The organism is Burkholderia cepacia (assembly GCF_001718835.1).
In the GTDB taxonomy this organism is placed as follows: Bacteria; Pseudomonadota; Gammaproteobacteria; order Burkholderiales; family Burkholderiaceae; genus Burkholderia; species Burkholderia cepacia_F.
The window spans coordinates 1,555,839-1,580,061 of sequence record NZ_CP013444.1 but is presented as its reverse complement, the minus strand read 5'-3'; the positions used below and the strand labels follow the sequence as shown (position 1 = coordinate 1,580,061).

The following is a 24,223-nucleotide window of genomic DNA, read 5'->3' as shown; positions in this document are numbered from 1 at the left end:
CACATGAAGAAGATCCTGATGCTTCACGGCATCAATCACAACATGTTCGGCAAGCGCGATCCGGCGCAGTACGGGACGATCACGCTCGCGCAGATCGATGCGCGGCTGCAAGCGTTGGCGACGGAACTGGGTGCACAGGTGGAATCGTTCCAGACCAACAGCGAGGGCGCGATGTGCGAGCGCATTCATCGCGCTTTCGAGGAACGCCAGGACGCGGTGCTGATCAACGCGGGCGCATGGACGCACTACAGCTACGGCATTCGCGACGCCCTCGCGATCCTCACGTGCCCGATCGTCGAACTGCACATGTCCAACATTCATGCACGCGAGCCGTTCCGGCATCACTCGGTTTTCGCCGAGATCGTCAGCGGGCAGATTTGCGGTTTCGGCGTCCAGAGCTATCTGCTGGCGCTGAGGGCCGCCGTCTCGGCGCTCGGCGAGGATTAGCATCGGCTGCATTGCCCGGCACACATATCAATATCTGGAGACGACGATGACCACGACCTTGCGGGACGAGCCCAGGGGCAGGCACCAATCGAGAAAAGCCGCCGTCAGCGGCTGGATCGGCTCGGTGCTCGAATACTACGATTTCTTCATCTACGCGACGGCATCGGCGCTGGTCTTCCCGCAGATATTCTTTCCGCACGGCAGCCCCACGACGGCCATCATCGCGTCGCTGGCCACTTACGGCGTCGGCTACGTGTCCCGCCCGATCGGCGCGTTCGTGCTGGGTCATCTCGGCGACACGCGCGGACGGAAAACCGTCCTGCTTTTCTGCATGTTCCTGATGGGCATCTCGACCGTCGGAGTCGGCCTGCTGCCGACCTATCAGCAAGCCGGGCTGATGGCGCCGGCATTGCTGGTGACGCTTCGCCTGCTGCAGGGTTTCGCCGTGGCCGGCGAGATCACCGGCGCGAGCTCGATGATCCTGGAACACGCGCCGTTCGGCCGACGCGGATACTTCGTCAGCTACACGCTGCAGGGCGTGCAGGCCGGGCAGGTGCTGGCCGCCGCCGTGTTCCTGCCGCTCGCCTACACCATGCCGTCCGCGCAGTTCGACAGCTGGGGCTGGCGCATCCCGTTCCTGCTGAGCGCGCTGGTCATCGTCGCGGGCCTGATCATTCGCCGCGAGGTCGACGAGTCGCCGGCCTTCGACGAAGCGGTACGCAACCGGTCGCAAGCCGGCTCGCCCGTGGCCGAAGCCTTCAGGCACCACTTTCCCGACATGTTGCGCGTCGCCTGCATGTCGATGATGAACGTGATTCCGGTCGTCGCCACGATCTTCGGCGCGGCCTATGCGGTTCAGCCTGCCTATGGAATCGGATTCCAGAAGGATGTCTATCTCTGGATCACGGTGATGGGCAATATCGTTGCGATGATCGTGATTCCGTTCGTCGGCAACCTGTCCGACCGCGTCGGCCGCCGGCCGCCGATCATCGTCGGCTCGCTGGCCGCCGGGCTGCTCGCGTTCGCGTACCTGTATGCGATCAGCATCCGGAACGTGCCGCTCGCATTCGTGATGTCGATGCTCATGTGGGGTGTGGTGTACCAGGGCTACAACGCGGTATTTCCCGCCTTCTACCCGGAACTCTTCCCGACCCGCACGCGCGTCTCGGCGATGGCCATCGCGCAGAACCTCGGTACCGCGGCCACGGCGATGCTGCCCGCGCTTTTCACGGCGGTCGCGCCGCCCGGCGCACGTCACGTCTGGCTGATCGTCGGTGCGATCGCGTTCGGCATCACCGTGATTGCGTCGCTCGCGGCCTTGAGCGCCCGCGAGACCCATCGTGTCCATATGAACGACCTGGGGCGAGCGAGCGCTCAACCGGTCGGCAAGGCAGAATACGACCGGCTGCGCGCCGAAGCGATGTCGCGCAATCGCATCGCGCGCAAGCAAGTGCCGGTATCGTTGCGCGGCTAGAGTCCGCGGCGTCGGGCTCGGCGCCGTCTCTGTCGGAATTTCAGCTGACAGCGGCCGTTCGCACCGGCAAAGCGACCTTGCCTTGCCGCTGTCCTCACCCGACGCCCGATACCGTGTCGAAAACCGTCATGCAGGACACCACGCGACCCGCTCGCCTGAACTTCGCGCTCATGTTGCCGCTTCTGCTGGCGGCCCAGCCGGTGGCGACCGACAGTTATCTGCCGGCGCTGCCCGAAATCGCCGCAACGCTGGGCTCCGCGAGCGTCAGCCTCACGGTTTTCGCATTGATATTCGGTATCGGACAATTGCCGATGGGTAGTCTTTCCGACCGATTCGGCCGCCGTCCGGTGTTGCTGAGCGGCCTTGCGCTCTATGCGCTGACCGCGCTCGCGGCCGCGGTCGCTTCGACCTCGGCGATGCTGGTGGCCGCTCGCGCAATGCAGGGCCTGGCAATGGCCGCGATCCTGGTATGCGCCCGTGCGACGGTGCGTGACCGGTATTCGGCGGGCGACGGCCCGTACGTGATGGCGCGCGGTTTCATGGGGATGGGGATGATGGCGTTCCTTGCCCCGATTCTCGGTGCGTATGTCGCACAGCAAGCCGGATGGCGATGGGTGCTCGCGGGGATGAGCTTGTATGCGTTCGGGTTGCTCGTCATGTGCTGGTACGGCTTCGAGGAAAGCTTCGCCCGAATCGCGCCGAGCCGGGCCCCGACCCGCGAGGTGCGCGAGATACTCGGCAATGCCACGTTCAGGGTGTGGACACTGTTGGCCGCGTCGACGTACACCGGCATGTTCTGCTTTCTCCTGCTGTCTCCGGCAATCTACATCGGGCAGCTCGGCATCTCGCCCCAGCGTTACGGCTGGATACCGGCGGGCGGTACGCTCGTCTATGTCCTGAGCACGTTCGGCTGCCGCGTGCTGCTGCGCCGTCAAAGCATGTTGCGAACGGTGCGACAAGGCGCAACGCTGAGCCTCTGCGGCGCGGTGATCCAGGCATTGGGGTGCGCGCTGCTTCCCGGCAGCATCTGGCCGCTGCTCGCCGGGCATGGCGTGTACTGCCTCGGGCACGGAATCCATCAGCCGTGCGGGCAGGCAGGGGCAGTCAGCGGCCTGCCTCACCTTGCGGGCCGCGCCGTCTCCTGGTCCGGCTTCATCATGATGTTCTTCGCGTTCAGCGTGGGACAGACGGCAGCGGGATTCGCCGATCCGCGTCATCAGTCGGGCGCGTGGCCGATGGTGGTGCCGATGCTCGTCGTCGGCGTGACGCTGGTAACGATTGCGTATGCGTGGCTGCCAAAAGTCATCCACGCGACTTCGGTCGCTGCAACGGTTCCGGCACGTGCGGCCGCGCCGGCGCGCGCATTGAAACGACGGTAGCCACGCCGTCAGCTCGACGCTGCGTCGACGCGCTTCCTCGCACGCGGCTTGCGCTCGCCCTCGGCCGCAGCGGGCGTTTTCCTGGCGGCACGCCCCGGCGGCGTGCGGCTCGCCATCGCCAGCGCCCCGATCTCCCGCCTCAGCGTATCGAGTTCGTTCCCATATACCGCATCGGTCGCCTGCGCAGCGTCGAGCTGCCCCTGAAGCACGCCGCATCGATGCAGCGCGTCGCCCAGTTGCGCCTGCAGCGCGGCCACGTCCTTCCGATACTGGACGTCGCGCTGCTCGGCGCGCGCGGACAGCGCGTCGAGCTCCTTGTGCAGCCGCGCGGCCGTCACACGCTCGCGGTCGATCTCCTGGAGCGCCCGCCTCTCCGACGCACGCAAGCGTTCCTCGGCCCGGCCGGCGTCGTCGCGCAGCCGGTCGAGCTGGGTGGTGAAATCCGCGCGGGCCTGCGCGAGCGCACGGTCGCCTTCCGCGTTGTCGGCCGTCAGGCGCTCGATCTCGGCCATGAGCGCGCGCTGCGATGCGCTGTCGGCCGCACGGGCTTGCTCGAGCTCCTGAATGCGCACCTGCGCGGCCAGCAGCGCGGCCGTGCGTTGCTCGAGCGCCGTCTCGGTGCGCACGAGTTCGGCCTGCAACGCGACGACCTCGTTCTTCGCCGCGGCCCGCTCCGCCTCCACCTCGGCGCGCAACGCATCGAGCGACGTCGTGGCCGCGGCCGTCGATCGGCTCCACAACGCCGCGACCAGTTCGCCGGCGGCCGCCTGCAGATCGGCCGGCAGGTCGGGATGCTCGATGCGGACGCGGCTCTTTTCCCGCAACTCGGCCCAGAACTCGCCGAGCACGGCCGTCGGCGTGCTCATGCTGCCCTTGCGAACGAGCTGGTACAGGCGGTTCGCGGTGGGCGTGATGCCGAAGCGGAAGAACAGCAGCGCGCAGGCTTCGCGATACAGGTCGCGGGTTTTCGGGAAGTCGGCCTTGAGCCGCTCGATTTCGGCGGTCAGGCGGGATTCGTCGGCGGCGAGGTCGGACATGGTCGGAATTTGCGAGAGATTTCGTTAATAATATAACGTAAACCGTTAAATATCCAACCAAACACTCACACATATTTGACATTATTTCTATAGTGTCAAATATTGACCTCCACGCCACGGGATGAAGTTGCCCGTGTAATGATGGCCGGCCAGCCCGCTGCGTCATGCGCGATTCAGAATGCGTGGCGCAGCCCCACCATGCCCACGAACTGCGAGGGCCCGGACGACGGCGTCGTATTCTGCGAGTCGCCGACGACCGCCACCGCGTCCGCGATGCGCGTACCCGCGCCCGACGCGATCAGCGACTTGCCGCGCGCGTGTTGATAGGCTTCCAGCGCATAGATCGTCGTGCGCTTGGACAGGCTATAGGTCTGCTCGAGCGAAACCTGGTGATAGCGCGCCGGGTCGGTGATCCCGTTCGACTTGCTCGCCATCGTGTAGCTGTATCCCGCGCCGACCGTGATCGCGGGCGTGAAGCGGTACGTCGCGATCACGCCGTACGTGTTGAACACGGCCTCGTTCGCGAACAGCGACTTCGAGCCCGGCGCGTACTGCACGTTCGAATAGTTCACGCCGACCATCAGGCTGTTCATTTCGTAGCGGGCCGCGGCGGCGATCAGCTGCACGCCGCGTGCCGTTGCATAGCCGTTGTTGACCGGCGAATTGGCCGCGAAGCTGCCGAGCGCCTGACTCGTCGCAATGTCTTTCAGCTTCACGTAACCGGCCGCCACCGAAAAGGGCCGGTAGTCATAGCGCAGCGCCGCGCTGAAATTGCTGCCGCTCGCGACGCTGCCCGGCACGCCGCCGAGCGCGTACTGGCCGCTGAACACCAGGCCGCCGAAGGTCGGCGACACGTAGGTGATCGAATTGTTGAAGCGCAGCGTCGTATCGAGCGCATCGACATCACCCGGGTGCGCGCCCGTCGCACCGGTCAGCACGCCTGTCGGCCCCAATGCGCCGACCATATTGAAGTACGGCGTGTACTGGCGGCCCAGCGTTACCGTGCCGTACTTGTTGTCGCTCAGGCCGACGTAGGCCTGCCGGTTGAACATCACGCCCGCGCTGCTTTGCGCGCCGGTCAGCGAGTTGAAACCGCTTTCGAGCCGGAAAACGACCTTCGTGCCGCCGCCGAGATCCTCGTCGCCAAGCAGGCCGAACTTGCTCGCCTGCAGGTTGCCCTGGCTCATGTAGAAATTCGAATGCCCGCGCTGGTTGCTCGAATAGGCGAAGGCATTGTCGACGACGCCGTACAGCGTCACGCTGCTCTGCGCGAATGCGCCCGTCGACAACGGTGCACCGGCCAGCGGCAGGCACGAGAGGACAACCGCACGCGCACGCGTGCATCCGGTTTTTTTCATGGTTCGAAGATCTCCAAAATGTCATGCGGCCGGTCGATCCGCCGGTCGATGTTGATATCAACGGGAAAGAGAAATGGTCAGGTGGCGCCAGCCGTCGGCCACGCGCTCGTCGGCGATGTCGCCGTGCGTGCAAACGACTTCACGCCGGTCGGCGGACGGCACGCTCACCCGCACGTGCGTCTGGTTGCCGCGCATCGGGCCGACGAGATCCACCGAGATGCGCAACGTGGCCGTATCGCTCGCCACGGTGACGTTCCATCTCCCCTGCTCGCCGTCGCGCCATGCTTCCGTCTCGCCGTCGTCCTCGACACAGCCGCCCATCGCGACGCCGCTGCCCGCATGCGGCACGACGACGAATGCGCGCTCGTCCGCAGGGCGATTGAAATGCTGTTCGGCGACGTTCAGCGGCAGCACGCGGCCCTCGCGCAGCAGCATCACGGGCTGCTCGAACGGCGCCGGCAAGGTGACCGTCCGGCCGCCGTCGAATGCCTCGCCGCTCCAGTACGACACCCAGCGCGTGCCTGCCGGCAGATACACTTGACGCTCGCGCTGCCCTTTCTCGACCACGGGCGCGACGAGCAACGACGGGCCGAGCATCATGTCGTCGCCGTCGACGAGGCACTGCGGATCGTGCGGAAACTCGGCGAAAGTCGGCCGCAGCACGGGCTCATACGCGCTGTGCGACTGCCACAGCAGCTCATACAGGTAAGGGATGAGTCGATAGCGCAGCTTGATCAGCCCGGCGATCTGGCCGGTCACGTCCGGGTACATCCACGGTTCGTTGACGGTGCCGTCGTCGTTCCACGAATGGATGCTGAAGCGCGGCATGAAGATGCCGAACTGCACCCAGCGCAGCAGCAGTTCGGGCGACGGCGCGGGCCCGGAGAAGCCGCCGATGTCGTGGCCGATGTTCGACACGCCCGACAGCGCGAGCCCGAGGCCCATCTTCAGGTTGTAGCGCAGCGTTTCCCACGACGTGTAGTTGTCGCCGGACCAGGTCTGTACGTAACGCTGCATGCCGGCACCGCCGGAGCGCGACACGAGGAACGGCCGCTGCGCCGGCGCATGCGCGCGCTGCGCGTCGCGCGACGCGCGCATCATCAGCATCGTCTGCAGCACCTTCGCCTCGCGCGCGGGAAACGGCTGGCCGAAGCCGTGCGCGATCGCGTCGGGCGACCAGATCTCGTACTCGTTGTTGTCGTTCCACGTCGCGGCGATGCCGTGACGCAGCAGGCTTTCCTTCACGCGCGCCTTCCACCAGTCGATCGTCGCGCGATTCGTGAAGTCGAGATACGCACCGACCTCGTCCCAGAACTGCACCCATGCGGGATCGCCGTCGCGCGCTTCGATCAGCAGGCCCGCTTCGGCGGCCTCGTCGAAAGCCGGATGGTCCTGCAGCAGGCACGGCTTGATGTTCGCGCACAGGCGAATGCCGTGATCGAGGTAGCGCCGCACGAAGCCGTCGACGTCCGGGAACTTGTCGCGGTTCCAGTTGAACACGTAGCGCTTCGCGCCGATCGACGTATAGCCCGACGACAGGTGGAACGAATCGCACAGGATGTCGTGCTCACCGCACCGCGCGAGGAATTCACCCATCCGCTCCTGCGCGTCCGGCGCATCGGTGTAGCTCATCGTCGAGCCCGAGTAGCCGAGCCCCCATTTCGGCGTGCGCGCGGGGCGCCCCGTGAGCCACGTGAAGCGCCGCGCGGCCGCGAGCGGCGTGTCGGGCGACGCGATGAAGTAGTAGTCGAGATCGCCATGCTCGGCGACGAAGTAGCGGTACGGGCCGTGATAGTTGTCGAGTTCTCGGCCCATGTCGAAGCGGCAATCGGCGAGCGTGTCGTAGAACAGCCCGAACCCTGTCGCCGCCTGAGGCTGCCACGTCACGTAGAACGGGATGTGCTTGTACAGCGGGTCCGTGTGCTTCGCGCTGTAGCCCATCGCGTCGATGTTGCGCATCTCGAAGCTCTGGTTCGCGCGATCCAGCGCACCCGCACGCTCGCCGAGGCCGACATACATCTCGCCCGGGCGGCGCTCGACGTAGTGATACGCGCGATCGTCCCACCAGCCGAAGTTGTACGCCTGGGTCTTGCGATCGTTCATCACGCGCTGCCATGCGCCGTCGTGCAGGATGTCCCACGCGCAGAAGCCGCCGTCGAGCGCGACCGTGAGCCGCACGCGCGCGGTTTCGATCGTCACGCGATCGGCATCGACCGCCGTCGCGTACGGCACCGCGTCGAAACCGCTCATGTCGCGCCGGTCGCGCCCGTCGAGCGGTACGTCGTCGAGGCCGGGCGCGATCGACCACGTGCGCGGCCCGCGCAACGCGCCGTCAGGCAGCACGAGGACGCGGATGATGTCGTCGGCGAGGACGAACAGTTCGATCCGGCAGCCGTCGGCGGCCGTCAGGACGAGGTGATTGCCCTGCCGGGCGGACAACGCGAAGCGCGGTCGATTTTTCAAGGTGGCCATGATGGATGTCGAGGTCAGGTCAGGCGGCGGAATGCGCGCCGTTGTCGATCTTTTGCGGGCTCGCGTCGCGCGTCACGCCGCGCATCAGGAGCACGAGCAGCGTCGCGCCGATCAGGTCGAATGCGCCGAGCGCGCCGAACAGCGGCCCGTAGCCGAGCTTGTCGGCCAGCGCGCCGACGAGCAGCGAGAAGCCGAGCCCGCCGGTCCATGCCGCCATCCCCGCGAAGCCCGCGGCGGTGCCGACTTCCTCGGAATCGAACACGTCGGCAGACAGCGTGTTGACGAGCGCGGAGATCATCTGGTGCGCGAAGCCGCCGACGCAGAACAGCGCGATGGCCGTGTACGGCGACGACACGAGCCCGATGCAGGCCGGGCCGATCATCATGAATGCGCCCAGCACGACGCCGGCGATCCGCGACCAGATCAGCGGCATGCGGAACCGCTTCATCAGGAACGGCGACAGGTAGCCGCCGAACAGCCCGCCAAGGTCGGCCGCGAGAAACGGCATCCACGCGAAGATCGCGATCTGCGTGAGCGGCATGTGGCGCTCGGTCGCGAGGTACAGCGGAATCCAGAAGCTGAAGGTCTGCCATGCAGGCTCGGCGAAGAAACGCGGCAGCGCGATGGCCCAGAAGCGGCGCGTGCCCAGCACTTCGCGCACGCGGCGCTTGTCGCGCGCACCGGACGCCACCGGCGTCTGGCCGCCGACGATCGCGTCGCGCTCCGTCGTGCTGATGCGCGCATGATCGGTGGGCGAGCGGTAGAACAGATACCAGATCGCGGCCCACACGAAGCCGAGCGCGCCCGTGACCGCGAACGCGCTCTGCCAGCCGAACCGCATCGACAGGAACACGACGAGCGGCGGCGCGATCGCGGCGCCGAGCGACGTGCCCGCGTTGAAATAGCCGACCGCGACGGATTTTTCGCGATCGGGAAACCATTCGGCAACCGCCTTCATCCCCGATGGAATCGCGACGGCCTCGGATAGCCCCATCAGGCCACGCAGCGCCGCGAGCGACAGCCAGCCGCCCGCGAAACCGTGCAGCACGCCCGTCAGCGACCAGAGACACGCGAACACCGCAAAGCCGATGCGCAAGCCGATCAGGTCGATGATCAGTCCGCACACCGGCTGCATGATCGTGTAACCGACCTGAAATGATGCGACGACATATGAGTATTGCTGCGTGTTCATGTGCAGCAGGGTCTTCAATTCGGGCGCCATCACACCGAGCGCGTTGCGCGACAGGTAATTGACGATGGTCCCAACGCATACGAGCACGATGATCCACCAGCGCAAGCCCATGATTTTTCGCAAGATTGTCTCCATCCATATACGGGACTGCGGCCGGCCCCGCTCGGCGACGTGGCGATCGCCCGATGCTCGAATTCGAACATCGCATCGATATCCCACGTCGGTCATCGTATCACTCGAAAACTCGGCCGACATCAGGGAAAACCATGCCGGCAAGCCGGCGGATGGCCGGCAGGCCTTGCTGGATTAGGCAATCGTGTCGTCTGGGCCGAGCGGCGGTCGGACCTCGCACGCCCCAAGGCTTGTTCGTTTTGATGTTCGAATCCGGCTTCATGTGCGAATTGGAACCTTTTCGAAATGTAATGCCCCGGGTTCGCGTGGCGCGAGGGGCCAAATTGATGCAAAAAGCCTTTGCATTAATTTGTTCTTCCAGCTCGCAACCGTGCGCCTCGATTTTCCACCGGACCTGCCGTTAACTCGGCTTTCGCCTCCCCGCCCGGACTAACCAGACCGGCCACCCGACACCCGTTCAAGCATGTCCGCATCCATTTCAATCGAGAAAATTGCCGACTGGGCCGGACGACACCATCTCGTCGTCGGCGCGCTGGGTACGTTGATGTCGTTGGCTGCCGTCGGTGTCAGCATGATCACGCTTTGGGCCGCGAGAAGCGAAGTCGTCGCGCATGCGCACGAGACGTCCCGGAACGTCACCGCCGTCCTGGTCAGCGAGATCGAGCGGACCGTGGAAACGGCCAATAGCGCCCTCGTCGTCCTCGCGTCCGAAGTCGACAATCCCGCCGTTCGGCGCATGGATCCTCTATTGCGCCACGATTTGCTGTTCCAGCGCACCGCCGCACAATACGTTACCGGGATGGGCGTAACGGATCTCTACGGTCAGCTGATCGACGGCTGCTGCAGCACACCGCATATTTGGGATTTCAGCGATCGCGACTATTTCACCGTCCATCGCGCGTCGGCGGACGTCGGTCTTTACGTATCGGAGGCCTATCGGGCCCGTTCGCGCGACGGCAAGGCATCCATCGCGCTGTCAAGGCGAATCAACCGGCCGGATGGTTCATTCAACGGCATAGCTGTCGTCGCCATCGACCTGAACTACTTCGGCCGACTCCTTTCCAGGCTGAACGTAGGGCCCCACGGCATCAGCGCAATCATGCGTGCGGACGGCACCATCCTGGCCAGGAATCCCCCTCTCAGCGAGCACCAGTCGAACCGGCTGCGCAGCTCGAAGGCATTCGAGCGGATGGTCAGCCGCGATTCCGGGTTCTATGCCGCCCACTCGCCCATCGACGGAATCTTGCGGCTGTATACGTTCCAGCGCGTTCCGGGTACGCCGCTCATCGCCGTCGTTGCGCCGGCCGAGCGGGACGTGCTGGACAACACCACGCGCATGTCCTGGAAAGTCGGCATTTCCGCTTCCCTGATCGCGGCATTGTTCTGCGCGGTGGTCTGGTTGCTGGCATTCGCATTGCGAGACAACCTTCGCAAGCAGCGCCTGTTGACGGATCTCACCCGGACCGATCCGCTGACCGGCCTGCGAAATCGCCGCGCACTCGACGCGGCTCTCTCGGACGAGTGGGAAAGACTCCGTCGCAGCAGCAGCGGCTGCCTGTCCCTGCTGTTTATCGACGCGGATCATTTCAAGCAATACAACGACCGTTACGGACATGCGCAAGGCGATACGGCATTGAGATATCTCGCCGAATGCATCCGGAAGCATACGCGGCGCCGCAGCGATATCGCAGCGCGCTACGGCGGCGAGGAATTCGTCGCCGTCTTGCCGGACACCGACGAAATCGGGGCCGCGAAGGTTGCGGAAGCCATTCGCGACGAAGTCGAACGCAATCGGCTGTCCGGATTTCCTGACGCCGTGCCCCCCTTTACCGTCAGCATCGGCTGCGCGACCGCCCGCAACTCATGGCCTGCTTCGCTCGACGCGTTGGCGAGTCACGCGGATTCAGCGCTGTATGCCGCCAAGCGCGAGGGAAGAAACCGGGTTTCGAGCAGCAAAAACACACTATCCTGAACCCCGGAAAATCGAGAGCGGATTACGACGCAGGTTCGCAATCCGTCCAATACGCAAAGGGATCACGATGATCGGGGTAGTGCTCGTCCAGCCATTTCAGCAATGTCGTTCGCGCACGGTCCAGATCGGCTTTCAGCGACGAGGTCGTCAGTTCGTGCACTTCGACGGACTTCTCGCGATCGATCACGAAGCAGTTCCAGTCGGGGCCGTCCAGTTCAGGATCATCGGCAGCGATCGATGATCGTCCCCAGGCAAACCCCTTGCGTGCGTCGATATGGTATCGAGGAAGCACTTTCAGATACGACATCTCGCCGCCCTGCAGGCTGCTCTCCGCGCGCAGCACGTCGTGCCCGTCGACGATCTGCGTGACGCCCGGAAGCTGGCGGAATCGCCATCCGGCTGGCAGCCTTGCCACGGCCTGAACGCTGTCATATGCGCCCCAATCCAGCCCCCACGCTTCGGCCATGCGCTTCATGAATGCATCCGCATTCGGATAACCGCGCAGCTGAATCCGGGTCGACAGCGTGACTTCGACTCTGCCGCGAACGCCTGGATCGACATCGGCGCCGTCATCCGGTGCGTCGAACGGACTGCCGGAACGTGACGCGCGATTCGTGTCCCCGGGCGGAACGCCCGAAAACAGTTGGTCAAGTGCCGCGCGTGCTTTTGCCGACTTGTCTGACCGCTCCATCACTCACCTCTCGCTCACATGGGGAATCTCGCTTCGAAACACTAGCACGCATTTCCGTCCGAGCGTCTCAATGCGGACCTTGCAATGCCCCCTCCGGCGGCGGCTGCCTGAACCATCGCGTAAGCCACGCCAGACAGGCGACCCTGATCGCGAACCACGCGCCCCCGAGCGCGATCGCCGCACCCGCGCACCGCAGGCAAACCCGACCGGCTGACCTAGAATGGTTTTCGGGCTTTGTCCCTTTCTCGCGGTCGTGCCGTTGCCGCGGCAAAGCCTGCATTTCCCTTTCCACGTGTTCTTGCTTCCGGTGCTCGCGCCCCGGTCGAACGACGGCGAAGGGTCGCCGTCCGGCCCGGCGGAACCGGATCGGAGATAGCAGATGCCTACTTCAATGTCGCGGCGCGCCTCTGTGGTACTCGTCGGGCTCGCGTGCGCGGGATCGATGACGCTCGCGCAGGCGGCGCCGATGTCGTTTTCCGTGCCGCTGGCCGGCTCGCAGGAAGTCCCGCCCGTGCAGACCCAGGGCACGGGCACGGCCGACCTGACCTACGATCCGGACACCCGCGTCGTCAAGTGGACGGTCACCTTCAACGGCCTGTCGAGCGCCGCCATCATGGCGCACTTCCACGGCCCGGCTCCGGTCGGCAAGAATGCGTCGCCCCTGGTCTGGCTGTCGCAGAAAGGCGTGATGTCGGCCGAGAGTCCGCTCACCGGCCAGGCGACGCTGTCGCCGTCCGACGCGCAGGCGTTCCTGGCCGGCAACCTGTACGTCAACGTGCATACCAAGGATCACCCGGCCGGTGAAATCCGCGGTCAGGTGGTGCCGCCGAAGTGAAGCTGAAAGGCAACTGACGCCCGCCGCAACGAGGAACGGCAGCGCTCGTCCCGCCCGCGCCGGCCGCGGCGCGGGAATCGCGCATTCGACGCGTGCCGCTCACTTGCGCGTTGCGGCAGGGCCGCCCCCCATCGATTCGAGCAGCGGCCGCAGCGCGTCGAGCTCGGCGCCGAAGCCGGCCCAGTCGCCCGCCTTCAGCCGTTCGAGCGCGCGCGCGTAATGCGCGAGGGCCTCGCGGGCGCGCGCATCCGCCGCGCCCGGCGGCGGCGCGCCCGCCGACGCCGCCTCCTTGAACAGCGCCGCGAGCGCCGCGCTCAACGTGTCCTCCATCACGACGCGCTCGCCGTACGCGGCGATCACGCGCTTCAGTTCCGGCAGCTGTCCGGACGCCGCGCGCAGATAGAGCGGGGAAACGTAGAGGATCGAGTGCTCGATCGGCACCACGACGAGATGGCCGCGGATCACGCGCGAGCCCATCTGGTTCCACAGCGAGATCTGCTGCGAGATCTCGGTGCTCTGCTGGATGCGCGCCTCGATCTGAAACGGCCCGTAGACGAGCTTGTCCTTCGGGAACGTATAGACGATCAGCTTGCCGTACTCGGGCGGATCGCAACGCGCCGCCAGCCACGCGATCATGTTCTCGCGCTGGCTCGGCACCATCGGCAGCATCAGCACGAACTCGGCGCCCGCGTCGCCCGGCAGGCGCATCATCGTGTAATACGGCGCCATCCGCGTGCCCGCGGCATCGCCGCCGTCGATATCGCTCAGCTCGCGCGGGAACTGCCACAGGTCCTCGCGGTTGTAGAAGACTTCCGGCGTATCCATGTGGTACGCGCGGTACAGGTTCGCCTGGATCAGGAACAGGTCCTCCGGGTAACGGACATGCCGCCGAAGGTCCTGCGGCATCGCCGCGAGCGGCTTGAACATGCCCGGGAAGATGCGCGCGTAGGTCCGCACGAGCGGGTCGGCCGGATCGCTGACAAAGAAGTCGACCGTGCCGTTGTACGCATCGACCACCACCTTGACCGCGTTGCGGATGTAGTTGTCGCCGTCGCCGACGCCCGGCGGCGCATACGGGAACCAGCGGCTGGTCGTGTAGGCATCCTGAATCCAGAACAGGCGCCCGTTGCTCACGACCGGATACGGATCATGGTCGAGCGACAGAAACGGCGCGATCGTGCGAATCCGGTCGCGGATGTTGCGATGAAACAGGATCCGGCTGTCGCGCGTGACGTAGCGGGTCAGCAGGATGTTGGGATCGTCGAACTGCCACGCGAACAGGCTGCGCCGCGCGATGCCGCCGATCGCGACGCCGTCGCGCCCGCCGTACGTCGTGTAAACGTTGCCGTCCCCTTTCGGGTAGTCGAATTCGGGCACGCTGCCCTTCACGATCACATAGCCCTGCTCGCCTTCGCCGAAATAGACGCGCGGCTCGCTGATCGCCGGCCCGCCGTCGGCGACGGGCGGAATGTCCCGCAGATAGAGCGAAGGCAGGCCTTCCGCGGATTTCTCGGTGACCGGCGACATCACGACGCCGTTGCCGTGCGTGAACAGCAGGTGCAGGTTCACCCAGGTCCGCGCGTTCCCCGCGAGCATCGCCGGCTCCAGTTCGCGCGCCGACAGCATCACCTGCCGGTAGCCTGACGCGAGCGCGTAGCGGTCGATATCGACGGAGAAGAACTTGTAGTAGGTGCGAATCTCCTGCAGCTGCGCGTAGGTATCCATCAGCGGCTGCACGTCCCACAGCCGGATGTTGTCGATGGTCGCGCGATTGGCTTGGAGCGACGCAGGATTCAGGCCCTGCCCGGCGTCGAACGGCTGGACCGCGATCCGCGTGAGACCGTAGGCCTGCCGCGTCAGCGCGATGTTGTGCCCGAGATACGGCGTCTCGAGCTGCAGTTCGCTCGGCTTCACGTAGAAGCGCTGGAACAGCGCGGGATAGACGACCCCGAGCGCGAACCCGCCGCCGAACACCAGCAGCGCGGCGGCGGCCGGCAGCCGATAGCCGGGCCGCCGCAGGTTGACCGCCAGCGCGGCGGCAGCCGCGATCGCCACGCCGATGAGCAGCCACAGCGCCGGCAGCACGACGTGGACATCGGTATAGCCCGCGCCGACCACGACGTCGTTGTTGTCGTAGAGCAGCAGGAAACGGTCCAGCCACCACGACCACGCCTTCAGCAGGAACAGGAGCGCGAGCAGCACCGAGCCGTGCACCGCTGCGGCCGACGCCAACCCTTTCGGCGCCCGCAGCACGAGGTCGCCGCGCAGCCAGTAGACGGCGCCCGCGACGAGCGCGCTGCACACGAGCAGCTGCAGCAGCCAGTTCCTGATCGCGATCCACGCCGGTAACGAGAACAGGTAGAAGCCGATGTCCTCGCCGAAGATCGGATCGCGTTCGCCGAACGGCACCTGATGAACGAAGCGCAGCGCGATCGGCCAGTTCGACATCTCGTTGCCGGCGATCGCCAGCGCCAGCACCGCCGCGGCGACCGCGATCACGAAGCGCCACGGAATGCGCGCCAGGACCTGCCCGGCCAGCGCCCGGACGGCCTCCTCCGCGCGCGTCGACAACGCCTCCTCCACTTGCCAGATCTCGATGCGCGTCGCGTAACGATGCGCGAGCAGGCCCGACGCGCCGATCGTCGCCGCCGATGCGGCGAACGCGACGACGAACAGCAGCACCCGGGTGAGCAGGATCGTCCAGAACACACCCGCGTAGCCGACCGACGCAAACCACAGCCAGTCGACCAGCACGCCGGTGACGCGCCCGACGGCGATCAGGCCGGCGACGACGATCGCGGCCGCGATCGCATAACGTCTGACGCGTGACGCGGAAGTCGCTTGCGGGCGCATCGAGGCTCCTTTGCCGACCCGTCACGCGCGGCCGGCCGCGACCGGTCCGTGGTGCACGGCTCCCCCGCCAGGATCGCGGCTGGCCGGATTCCTCATGCTACGCCTGTCGCCGGCGCGCGGCCATCGGGCGGGACGCGGGGCGCGGCGCGCAATTGCATGCCCTCCGGACCCGGATCACAATGAACGTCGCCGCGGCGGGATGGACGGAGGCAGACATGGACGATCCCTATGACCTTCAGCGCTTCGTCGATGCGCAGGATCCGGTGTATGCACAGGTCTGCGACGAACTGCGCAGCGGGCGCAAGCGCAGTCACTGGATGTGGTTCGTCTTTCCGCAGATCGAAGGGCTCGGCGACAGCGTCATGGCGCAGCGCTACGCGATCGCGTCATTGCGCGAAGCCGACGCGTATCTTCGGCATCCGGTGCTCGGCGAACGGCTGCGCGAATGCATGCGGCTCGTCAACCACGTCGACGGCCGCTCGATCCAGGAGATCTTCGGCTATCCGGACTATCTGAAATTCCGGTCGTCGGTCACGCTGTTCGCGCACGCGACCTCGGACAACGCGGTGTTCGTCGAAGCGCTCGAAAAATACTACGGCGGCGAAGCCGACCACAGTACGCTGGCGCGGATCTAGCGCGTGTTCACGCTACGCCGCGCACTGCTCCGTCTCGCCCGCGGCGTCGCGCGACCTGCCCAAATACGCGTCGACCCGGTCGGCGACCTGCGCCACCGTCGCGCGCGGCGCAAGCCGCAACTGGCGATCGTAGAGCGCCAGCAGGCCGCCGATCGCGTCCGATGCCGCAGCGCTCGCCGGCACGCAGGCGCCGGCCACGGCCGCGGCCGGATCGCAACGGTTGATCGCGTCCTGGGCCGCGTCGAACGTCGCGCGGCGCTCGCGATCGTCGCTCACCCCCGCCTCCAGCAGGAAGTGCGTCGCGACCAGCGCGTGCGTCAGCACGGTCAGCGTATGGCAATCGCCCCGGCCGGAGCGGAGCGTGCACAACGCCATATAGCATTCGAGCGCGATCCTGTCCCGTTCCGCGGCGGGGATGGGCAGCAGATCGCCCTTGGTTCGAACGGCGGTCTTCGACGGTCTCATGTGAACAGAATGGCGGGCGCTATCAAACGTTTGCGATAGCCGGTGATAACGGCAGGTAAGCCCATAGCTTTAGGGTCGGCTTACCCTGGGCCCTGGGCCGGAGCGCTTCCGAATGCCCCCGCGCCTTCCTGCAGATACGCGCTGTCGAGCGCCGTGTACGTGATACCGTCCGCGTCCTTGTCATGTTTGCCCCAAGCGGGGGCGATGAACCTGCGCCCGGTCGCGCTCCCGTGCGGTTCTAGCGGTCTTGCTTATGCATCACGTCGATGCGCGCGGGCGGGATGTTTCTCCAGACGATAGGGCTGCGCGTGACCACGAAACCCGGGTATCGGGATGGGCGGTAAGCCGGCGACCGCAAGTCGTAGGTGAACTGAATCATGACGCCGTCACTGGACAGCGCCTGGTGGCATTGCCCGACGATGGTCGACACCACCTGGCGCGGCAGCGAGCGCAGCGGCAGGCACGACACGATCGCGTCGACCCGCGTATCGGGCGGCAGCAGGCGATCGAGCTCCGCCGCGTCGCCGTGCGCGATCGTCACGGCCGGGAACCGCGCCTGCAGGTGTCGTGCGAACACGTGCGAGCGCTCGACCACCACGAGCCGCTCGGGGGCGATGCCGTGCTCCAGCAAGGCGCGCGTCACCGCGCCGGTTCCTCCGCCGAGTTCGATCACGAGCCCTTCGCCGGCCGGCACCGCGGATGCGATCTCGCAGGCGAGACGCGGCGAACTGGGGCACAGCGCCCCCACCGCGGCGGGACGGTCGACCCATTCGCGCACGAACAGCGCGGACACGCGCCATGCGTTCGGCCAGATCACCGGATGTCCTTGGTCAGCCTGACCTTCACCTTCGTTGCGGAGCCCATGCGAGCGGGAACGGCCGGAGCAAGCGCGATGAATGTCACTTTCATGGGAGTCCTCCGTGATGAACAGGTCGCGCGCCGGGGGGAGCGGCGATCGAGCGAATTCTAGGAAACGCAAACTTAAGCCCACGTGAAGACGTCGCGCTGCCATGGTTGGGCGACAACCTTCGTCTCGAATGATAGCTTGCGACCGCGCGTCGACTTGCCCGGGTATGTCCGGAGAAATGGCCGCTTGCCGCCCGGCGGATCGGGCGCGCCAACCTTCAGACGACTTCACGATGACCGTGCAACCCGCTAACATTGCTCGTGGCACGCTCTTCCGGCCACGCCGCAAAAAGCTGACACAACGCTTTCAAATGGCGCGGCCGCGCGTCAATGAATCCCCGTCATGACCCGCACCACATCACACTCCGCGCTGCTCTGGATCGTCGCCGCTGCGTTCTTCATGCAGTCGCTCGACACGACGATCGTCAACACCGCGCTGCCTTCGATCGCGCAAAGCCTGCACGCGTCGCCGCTCGCGATGCAGCCGGTCGTGGTCGTCTACACGCTGACGATGGCGATGCTCACGCCGGCGTCCGGCTGGCTGGCCGACCGGTTCGGCACGCGTCGCGTGCTGTCGGCCGCGATCGTGCTGTTCGTGCTCGGCTCCGTGTGCTGCGCGGCCGCCCGCAGCCTCGACCAGCTGGTCGCCGCGCGCGCGCTGCAGGGTATCGGCGGCTCGATGCTGCTGCCGATCGGGCGGCTCGCCGTGCTGCGCCGCGTGCCGGGCGAACAGTACGTCGCGGCGATCGCATTCGTGTCGATCGCCGGCCAGCTCGGCCCGATCGTCGGGCCGACGCTCGGCGGCTGGCTGTCGGAAGCCGTGTCGTGGCACTGGATCTTCCTGATCAACGTGCCGGTCGGCGTGGTCGGCTTCCTCGCCGTGCAGCGCTACCTGCCGCACGACCAGGCGACGCAACCGCCGCCCTTCGACTTCGTCGGCTGTGCGCTGCTGTCGGTCGCGATGATCGCGCTGTCGCTCGCGATCGACCCGCCGGCGCAAGCGCGCCACGCCCTGTGGCCGGCGGGCTGCGCGGCGCTCGGCGTGGCCGCCGCGCTCGCCTACGTTCCGTACGCACGACGGCGCGCGCAGCCGCTGTTCCGGCTCGGGCTGTTCCGCGAGCCGAACTTCGGTTCGGGGCTGCTCGGCAACCTGCTGTGCCGGATCGGCACGAGCTCGGTGCCGTTCATGCTGCCGCTGCTGATGCAGGTGCAGCTCGGCTATACGCCGCTGCAATCGGGGCTGATGATGCTGCCGGCCGCGATCGCGGGCGTGCTCGCGAAGAACCGGGTCGCGCCGCTCGTGAAGCGCTTCGGCTATGCGGCGTTCCTGGTCGTCAACACGGTGATCATCGGCGTGACCATCGCCGGGTTCGCGCTCGTGTCCGGCCAGTCGTCGCCGCTGCTGGAAGGGGCGCTGCTGATCGTGTTCGGCGCCGCGAACTCGATGCAGTTCGCGGCGATGAACGGCGTGACGCTCAAGGGGCTGTCGCATGCCGACGCCGGCAGCGGCAACAGCCTGTTCACGATGATGCAGATGCTGGCGATGGGGCTCGGCGTGTCGATCGGCGGCGGCCTCGTCAACCTGTTCGCCGCACGCTCGGGCTCGGCAGCGAGCGGGTTCATGCTGGCCTTCGTGTGCGTCGGCGCGATCACGCTGCTGTCGGCGTTCGTGTTCCGGCGGATCGGCCTGCCCGCGCCGCAGCGCGGGCGCGCGAGCCGGCTGTCGGGCGGCACGACGGCGGAATAGGCCGGACTCCCATGACCACGCCCGTGCCCACCGATTCCGCGCTGCGCCCGCTGCCGATCGATGCGCTGACCGTGCCGGCCGCGCTCGACGGACGCACGGGCACCAACCGCTCGCGCACGGGTCACGCGCAAATCGCCGCGACCAACGACCTCGACGCGGTGCGCGCCTGGCTCGCGCGCTTCGTCGACACGCCGACCACGTTCCAGAATTACCGCAAGGAAGCCGAACGCCTGCTGTTGTGGGCCGTGATCGCGTGCGGCAAGCCGCTGTCGTCGCTCACGCACGAGGATCTGATCGTCTACCGGCAGTTCCTGCTCGCGCCCGCGCCGGCCGAGCTGTGGTGCGCGAACGGCGGACGCAAGCATCCGCGCGACGATCCGCGCTGGCGGCCGTTCTACGGGCCGCTGTCGGCGGCCAGCCAGCGGCACGCGCTGGTGATCCTGAACGTGATGTTCTCGTGGCTCGTGCAGGCCGGTTACCTGGCCGGCAATCCGCTTGCGTTGTCGCGCCAGCGGCAGCGCCGGCCCGCACCGCGCGTCACGCGCCATCTCGGGCAGCCGCTGTGGCAGTCGGTCAAGGACGCGATCGCCGCGATGCCGCGCGACGACGCGCGGGCGGGCTTCCATGCGGACCGCGCGCGCTGGCTCTTCACGCTGCTGTATCTCGGCGGGCTGCGGATCACCGAAGCGGCCGACACGACGATGGGCCGGTTCTTCTGCCGGCGCGACGCGGACGGGCGCGACCGCTGGTGGCTCGACGTGACGGGCAAAGGTGGCCGGCAGCGGCTCGTGCCGGCCACCGACGAAATGATGGCCGAACTGTCGCGCTACCGGCGCGCGCATCAGCTGCCTGCGTTGCCGGGCCCCGGCGAGGATACGCCGCTCGTACTGCCGGTCGGCCAGGCGCGCAAGCCGCTCACGCGCGCGGCGTTGCACCGGATCGTGAAGCAGGTGTTCCGGCACGCGGCCGACCGGCTGCGCGCGAACGGCGAAGCCGGCGAACTGCAGGCACGCGTGCTCGAACAGGCGTCCGCGCACTGGCTGCGCCACAGCGCGGGCTCGCACATGGCCGACGGCCGCGTCGACCTCCGGCTCGTGCGCGACAACCTCGGCCACGCGTCGCTCACGACGACGAGCCAGTACCTGCACGCGGACGACGACTGGCGGCATCGCGAGACGGAGGAGAAGCACCGGATCGGGTGGTGAGCGGTGATGTCGCCTGAGCCCCCGAAGCCGTCTGGCCGGCCCGGCAGACACTTGAAAACCGCACGCAATAAAAATGTCAGTTTTTGCGGCTCGCTTATCCATGTCGCAATATTTTTCAATGTTTCCATAAATGATGGTCCTGCACATATAGATCGCAAATGTTTCAATTTCCGATCATTCGCAAAACATGTGCCAAAAACCATCTTCGTTCTGCCCGGGAAAATACCGACCGTATTGAGCAAATACAGCCACTAATCTTGATTCTCATCACGGAATCATAAGAACAAGAGACTTTTACCGGACCACTGAACTTCCATCTCACTGTTCCTATTCAGGCGACGTCGTTCGCTCGTCGAGCGACGCCCTCTTGCGTGCCCGCTCCCGTGAATTTGCGCGCCTGTTGATTGCGCGGTCTTCCGCGAAAGAGCCCAACACTCGGTGACGTGTTGAGGCGATGTCACGCCCAACCAGTCCACGCCGTGCGTGGATATGTCACATAACCCAAGGAAACGAGACATGTCGCATTGCACAGTCTTTCGGCGGGCCTTGTGTACAGGCGGTCTGGTCGCGGGTTTGGCTCAGTCCGTGCCGCTCGGCGCTCAAGTTGCGAAGCTGCCCGCATTCAACGTCGATATCAAGCAAACGTCGGTTTCAGGCCTGTCGTCAGGCGGATTCATGGCGGTTCAATTCGACGTTGCCTACTCGTCGATCGTGAAAGGCGCCGGCATCATCGCCGGTGGCCCTTACGCGTGCTCCCAAGGTAGTCTGGTCCTCGCCATGATGGCTTGCATGAATTCCGTCATGCCGACCGACATTCCCACCCTGATTCGGATAACGAAAGCAAATGCGCGCAGTGATGCGATCGATTCGACCGCCAATCTTGCCAACCAGAAGATCTGGATGTTCTCGGGCAGTCAGGATTCCGTCGTCAAGCAGTCCGTGATGAACGACCTGCGGACCTATTATCGGCACTTCATCAGCGCCGCCAACATCAAGTACGTAAAAAATGTCCCGGCCGAACATGCGATGCCCACGGATTTCTTCGGGAATACCTGTGATTTCAAGGGCAATCCGTTCATCAACAACTGCCACTTCGACGCATCCGGCGAGTTGCTGAAGTGGATCTACGGCCCCCTGAATCCCAGGAACACCGGCAGCCTCGACGATCAACGCTTTATCGAGTTTGACCAGAGCGAGTTCATCGGCAACCCCCGTCAGCACAGCATGGCCGACACGGGCTGGATCTACGTGCCCGCCAATTGCGCCAATGGGCAAGCATGCCGGCTGCACGTCGTGTTCCACGGATGCTTGCAGTACCCCGCCTTTTCGGAAGGCGAAGCCACTTTCGGCACGACGTACGTCAGGAATACCGGCTACAACCGGTGGGCGGATACCAACAACATCATCGTGCTCTACCCACAGTTGTTCATCGGCCAAGGCGACCCGGAGACGTTCAACAATCCCAATGGTTGCTGGGACTGGTTTGCTTACGACGATCCGAACTTTGCCACCAAGACGGGAAATCAGATGAAAGCCGTCAAGGCGATGATCGACAGGATCACGAGCGGTGCTCATTGAGCGCCTCCAGCCAGCACGAGCTTCGCGACGCGTTCCCCGGTAATCCTCGATGAACCTAAAAAAAACGCCAACCCGTCATGGGTTGGCGTTTTGCCTGGGGTATGACCGGTATCAGGAGAACTGGTTCATCGTGTTGTCCTTGCCTGCCGCCTTCAGCGCTGCTTCGCCGCTGAAGTATTCCTTGTGGTCGTCGCCGATGTCCGAGCCGGACATGTTCTGGTGCTTCACGCAGGCGATGCCCTGACGGATTTCCTTGCGCTGCACGCCGGCCACGTAGCCCAGCATGCCCTGGTCGCCGAAGTATTCCTTGGCGAGGTTGTCGGTCGACAGCGCGGCGGTGTGGTACGTCGGCAGCGTGATCAGGTGGTGGAAGATCCCTGCTTCACGCGATGCGTCGGCCTGGAACGTGCGGATCTTCTCGTCGGCCAGCGTGGCCAGTTCCGTCTCGTCGTACTCCACGCTCATCAGCTGCGCACGGTCGTATGCCGACACGTCCTTGCCTGCCGCCTTCATCGCGTCGTACGCCTGCTGACGGAAGTTCAGCGTCCAGTTGAACGACGGGCTGTTGTTGTACACCAGCTTCGCGTTCGGGATGACCTTGCGGATCTCGCTGACCATGCCGCCGATCTGCGCGATATGCGGTTTTTCGGTTTCGATCCACAGCAGGTCGGCGCCGTTCTGCAGCGACGTGATGCAGTCGAGCACGCAGCGCGCTTCGCCCGTGCCGGCGCGGAACTGGAACAGGTTGCTCGGCAGGCGCTTCGGACGCAGCAGCTTGCCGTCGCGCTTGATGACCACGTCACCGTTGCCCAGCTGGTCGGCCGACAGTTCTTCGCAGTCGAGGAACGCGTTGTACTGGTCGCCCAGGTCGCCCGGCGTGTTGGTCACGGCGATCTGCTTGGTCAGGCCGGCGCCCAGCGAGTCGGTGCGGGCCACGATGATGCCGTCGTCCACGCCCAGTTCCAGGAACGCGTAGCGGATCGCGCGGATCTTGGCCAGGAAGTCCTCGTGCGGCACGGTGACCTTGCCGTCCTGGTGGCCGCACTGCTTCTCGTCGGACACCTGGTTTTCGATCTGGATACAGCATGCGCCCGCTTCGATGAACTGCTTGGCCAGCAGGTACGTGGCTTCCGCGTTGCCGAAACCGGCGTCGATGTCGGCGATGATCGGCACGACGTGCGTGACGTGGTTGTCGATCTTGTCCTGGATCGCGGCCTTCGCGGCAGCGTCCTTGGCGGCGTCGAGCTCGCGGAACAGGCCGCCCAGTTCGCGGGCGTCGGCCTGGCGCAGGAACGTGTACAGCTCGCGAATCAGCGCGCTGACCGAGGTCTTCTCGTGCATCGACTGGTCCGGCAGCGGGCCGAACTCGGAGCGCAGCGCCGCGACCATCCAGCCGGACAGGTACAGGTAGCGGCGTTCGGTGCTGTTGAAGTGCTTCTTGATGGAGATCATCTTCTGCTGGCCGATGAAGCCGTGCCAGCAACCCAGCGACTGCGTGTACTTGGACGGGTCGGCATCGTAGGCGGCCATGTCGGCACGCATGATCTTCGCGGTGTACTTGGCGATGTCCAGGCCCGTCTTGAACTTGTTCTGGGCACGCATGCGGGCGGCGTACTCGGGGCTGATCGCATTCCACGCGCTGCCGTGGTTTTCCTTCAAATCGGCAACTGCCTTGATGTCGTCTTGATACTGGGCCATGTCAATCTCCTGGGAGCAAAGCGCGTTTGAGTAACTGGTTGAGCGTGCCCGCTACGTCTGTCGCAGCGAACTGCATGACCAAATAGTAGCGCTGCCTCGCTGCATTGCGGCGAAGTCTTATATAAGACATAAGATATAAATTTCGCT

The 24,223-nt window shown here is 65.6% G+C and carries 18 protein-coding genes; 9 read left to right on the top strand and 9 right to left on the bottom strand.

Annotation, left to right across the window (positions count from 1 at the left end):
- Positions 1 to 3: 3 nt before the first annotated feature.
- The 3 genes from aroQ (at position 4) to WT26_RS27175 (ending at position 3,300) form a co-directional block, all read left to right on the top strand.
- Positions 4 to 447 carry a type II 3-dehydroquinate dehydratase gene (gene aroQ, locus WT26_RS27185; protein ID WP_069274376.1) on the top strand — a complete coding sequence of 148 codons (444 nt, stop codon included), beginning with the start codon at positions 4 to 6 and terminating at the stop codon, positions 445 to 447.
- 46 nt (positions 448 to 493) lie between these two features.
- Positions 494 to 1,921, top strand: coding sequence for an MFS transporter (locus WT26_RS27180; RefSeq protein ID WP_069274375.1), 1,428 nt, complete (start codon positions 494 to 496; stop codon positions 1,919 to 1,921).
- A 128-nt stretch (positions 1,922 to 2,049) separates the two neighbouring features.
- The gene (locus tag WT26_RS27175) at positions 2,050 to 3,300 is read left to right on the top strand and encodes an MFS transporter (RefSeq protein WP_069274374.1); all 1,251 of its coding nucleotides are present in this window, start codon (positions 2,050 to 2,052) and stop codon (positions 3,298 to 3,300) included.
- 8 nt (positions 3,301 to 3,308) lie between these two features.
- Here the strand turns inward: WT26_RS27175 and WT26_RS27170 are convergent, their stop codons facing one another.
- The 4 genes from WT26_RS27170 to WT26_RS27155 all read right to left on the bottom strand — a co-directional run bounded on the left by WT26_RS27170 (position 3,309) and on the right by WT26_RS27155 (position 9,482).
- A complete protein-coding gene (locus tag WT26_RS27170; RefSeq protein WP_069274373.1) occupies positions 3,309 to 4,337 on the bottom strand; it encodes a DNA-binding protein in 1,029 nt (342 codons plus the stop codon).
- 173 nt (positions 4,338 to 4,510) lie between these two features.
- Complete coding sequence (locus WT26_RS27165; protein WP_069274372.1) at positions 4,511 to 5,695, bottom strand: porin; 1,185 nt, start codon at positions 5,693 to 5,695, stop codon at positions 4,511 to 4,513.
- Between the two features lie 57 nt (positions 5,696 to 5,752).
- The gene (locus tag WT26_RS27160) at positions 5,753 to 8,167 is read right to left on the bottom strand and encodes a TIM-barrel domain-containing protein (RefSeq protein ID WP_069274371.1); all 2,415 of its coding nucleotides are present in this window, start codon (positions 8,165 to 8,167) and stop codon (positions 5,753 to 5,755) included.
- 19 nt (positions 8,168 to 8,186) lie between these two features.
- Positions 8,187 to 9,482 (bottom strand): MFS transporter, encoded by a 1,296-nt coding sequence (locus tag WT26_RS27155; protein WP_069275157.1) that lies wholly within the window; start codon positions 9,480 to 9,482, stop codon positions 8,187 to 8,189.
- A gap of 472 nt (positions 9,483 to 9,954) precedes the next feature.
- Here WT26_RS27155 and WT26_RS27150 point away from each other — a divergent pair, with 472 nt between their 5' ends.
- Positions 9,955 to 11,463 carry a sensor domain-containing diguanylate cyclase gene (locus WT26_RS27150; protein WP_059948218.1) on the top strand — a complete coding sequence of 503 codons (1,509 nt, stop codon included), beginning with the start codon at positions 9,955 to 9,957 and terminating at the stop codon, positions 11,461 to 11,463.
- 22 nt (positions 11,464 to 11,485) lie between these two features.
- Here the strand turns inward: WT26_RS27150 and WT26_RS27145 are convergent, their stop codons facing one another.
- The gene (locus tag WT26_RS27145; RefSeq protein ID WP_069274370.1) at positions 11,486 to 12,154 is read right to left on the bottom strand and encodes a nitroreductase; all 669 of its coding nucleotides are present in this window, start codon (positions 12,152 to 12,154) and stop codon (positions 11,486 to 11,488) included.
- 379 nt (positions 12,155 to 12,533) lie between these two features.
- Here WT26_RS27145 and WT26_RS27140 point away from each other — a divergent pair, with 379 nt between their 5' ends.
- Complete coding sequence (locus tag WT26_RS27140) at positions 12,534 to 12,989, top strand: CHRD domain-containing protein (RefSeq protein ID WP_060016705.1); 456 nt, start codon at positions 12,534 to 12,536, stop codon at positions 12,987 to 12,989.
- A gap of 99 nt (positions 12,990 to 13,088) precedes the next feature.
- Here WT26_RS27140 and WT26_RS27135 read toward each other — a convergent pair whose 3' ends face one another.
- Positions 13,089 to 15,842: a UPF0182 family protein gene (locus WT26_RS27135; RefSeq protein WP_069271228.1), complete on the bottom strand. Its 2,754-nt coding sequence runs from the start codon at positions 15,840 to 15,842 to the stop codon at positions 13,089 to 13,091.
- Positions 15,843 to 16,057: 215 nt separating this feature from the next.
- On the opposite strand from WT26_RS27135, the gene WT26_RS27130 reads away from it, so the two are divergent.
- Positions 16,058 to 16,477, top strand: coding sequence for a DUF1810 domain-containing protein (locus WT26_RS27130; protein ID WP_069271862.1), 420 nt, complete (start codon positions 16,058 to 16,060; stop codon positions 16,475 to 16,477).
- Positions 16,478 to 16,489: 12 nt separating this feature from the next.
- Here the strand turns inward: WT26_RS27130 and WT26_RS27125 are convergent, their stop codons facing one another.
- Together WT26_RS27125 and WT26_RS27120 are read right to left on the bottom strand one after the other, a co-directional pair.
- Entirely contained in the window at positions 16,490 to 16,942 is a 453-nt protein-coding gene (locus WT26_RS27125; protein ID WP_069271227.1) for a hypothetical protein, read from the bottom strand.
- Positions 16,943 to 17,180: 238 nt separating this feature from the next.
- Positions 17,181 to 17,759 (bottom strand): class I SAM-dependent methyltransferase, encoded by a 579-nt coding sequence (locus WT26_RS27120; protein ID WP_059633440.1) that lies wholly within the window; start codon positions 17,757 to 17,759, stop codon positions 17,181 to 17,183.
- A 432-nt stretch (positions 17,760 to 18,191) separates the two neighbouring features.
- Between WT26_RS27120 and mdtD the strand changes: the two genes are divergently transcribed.
- From mdtD to WT26_RS27105, 3 genes are all read left to right on the top strand, one after another.
- Positions 18,192 to 19,595, top strand: coding sequence for a multidrug transporter subunit MdtD (mdtD, locus tag WT26_RS27115; protein ID WP_069274369.1), 1,404 nt, complete (start codon positions 18,192 to 18,194; stop codon positions 19,593 to 19,595).
- Positions 19,596 to 19,606: 11 nt separating this feature from the next.
- Positions 19,607 to 20,800, top strand: coding sequence for a tyrosine-type recombinase/integrase (locus tag WT26_RS27110; protein ID WP_069274368.1), 1,194 nt, complete (start codon positions 19,607 to 19,609; stop codon positions 20,798 to 20,800).
- A 516-nt stretch (positions 20,801 to 21,316) separates the two neighbouring features.
- Positions 21,317 to 22,378, top strand: a complete 1,062-nt coding sequence (locus WT26_RS27105) for a PHA-depolymerase-like protein (protein ID WP_230461754.1) — start codon at positions 21,317 to 21,319, stop codon at positions 22,376 to 22,378.
- Between the two features lie 111 nt (positions 22,379 to 22,489).
- Here the strand turns inward: WT26_RS27105 and WT26_RS27100 are convergent, their stop codons facing one another.
- Complete coding sequence (locus WT26_RS27100) at positions 22,490 to 24,076, bottom strand: isocitrate lyase (protein WP_069274367.1); 1,587 nt, start codon at positions 24,074 to 24,076, stop codon at positions 22,490 to 22,492.
- Positions 24,077 to 24,223: the final 147 nt, after the last annotated feature.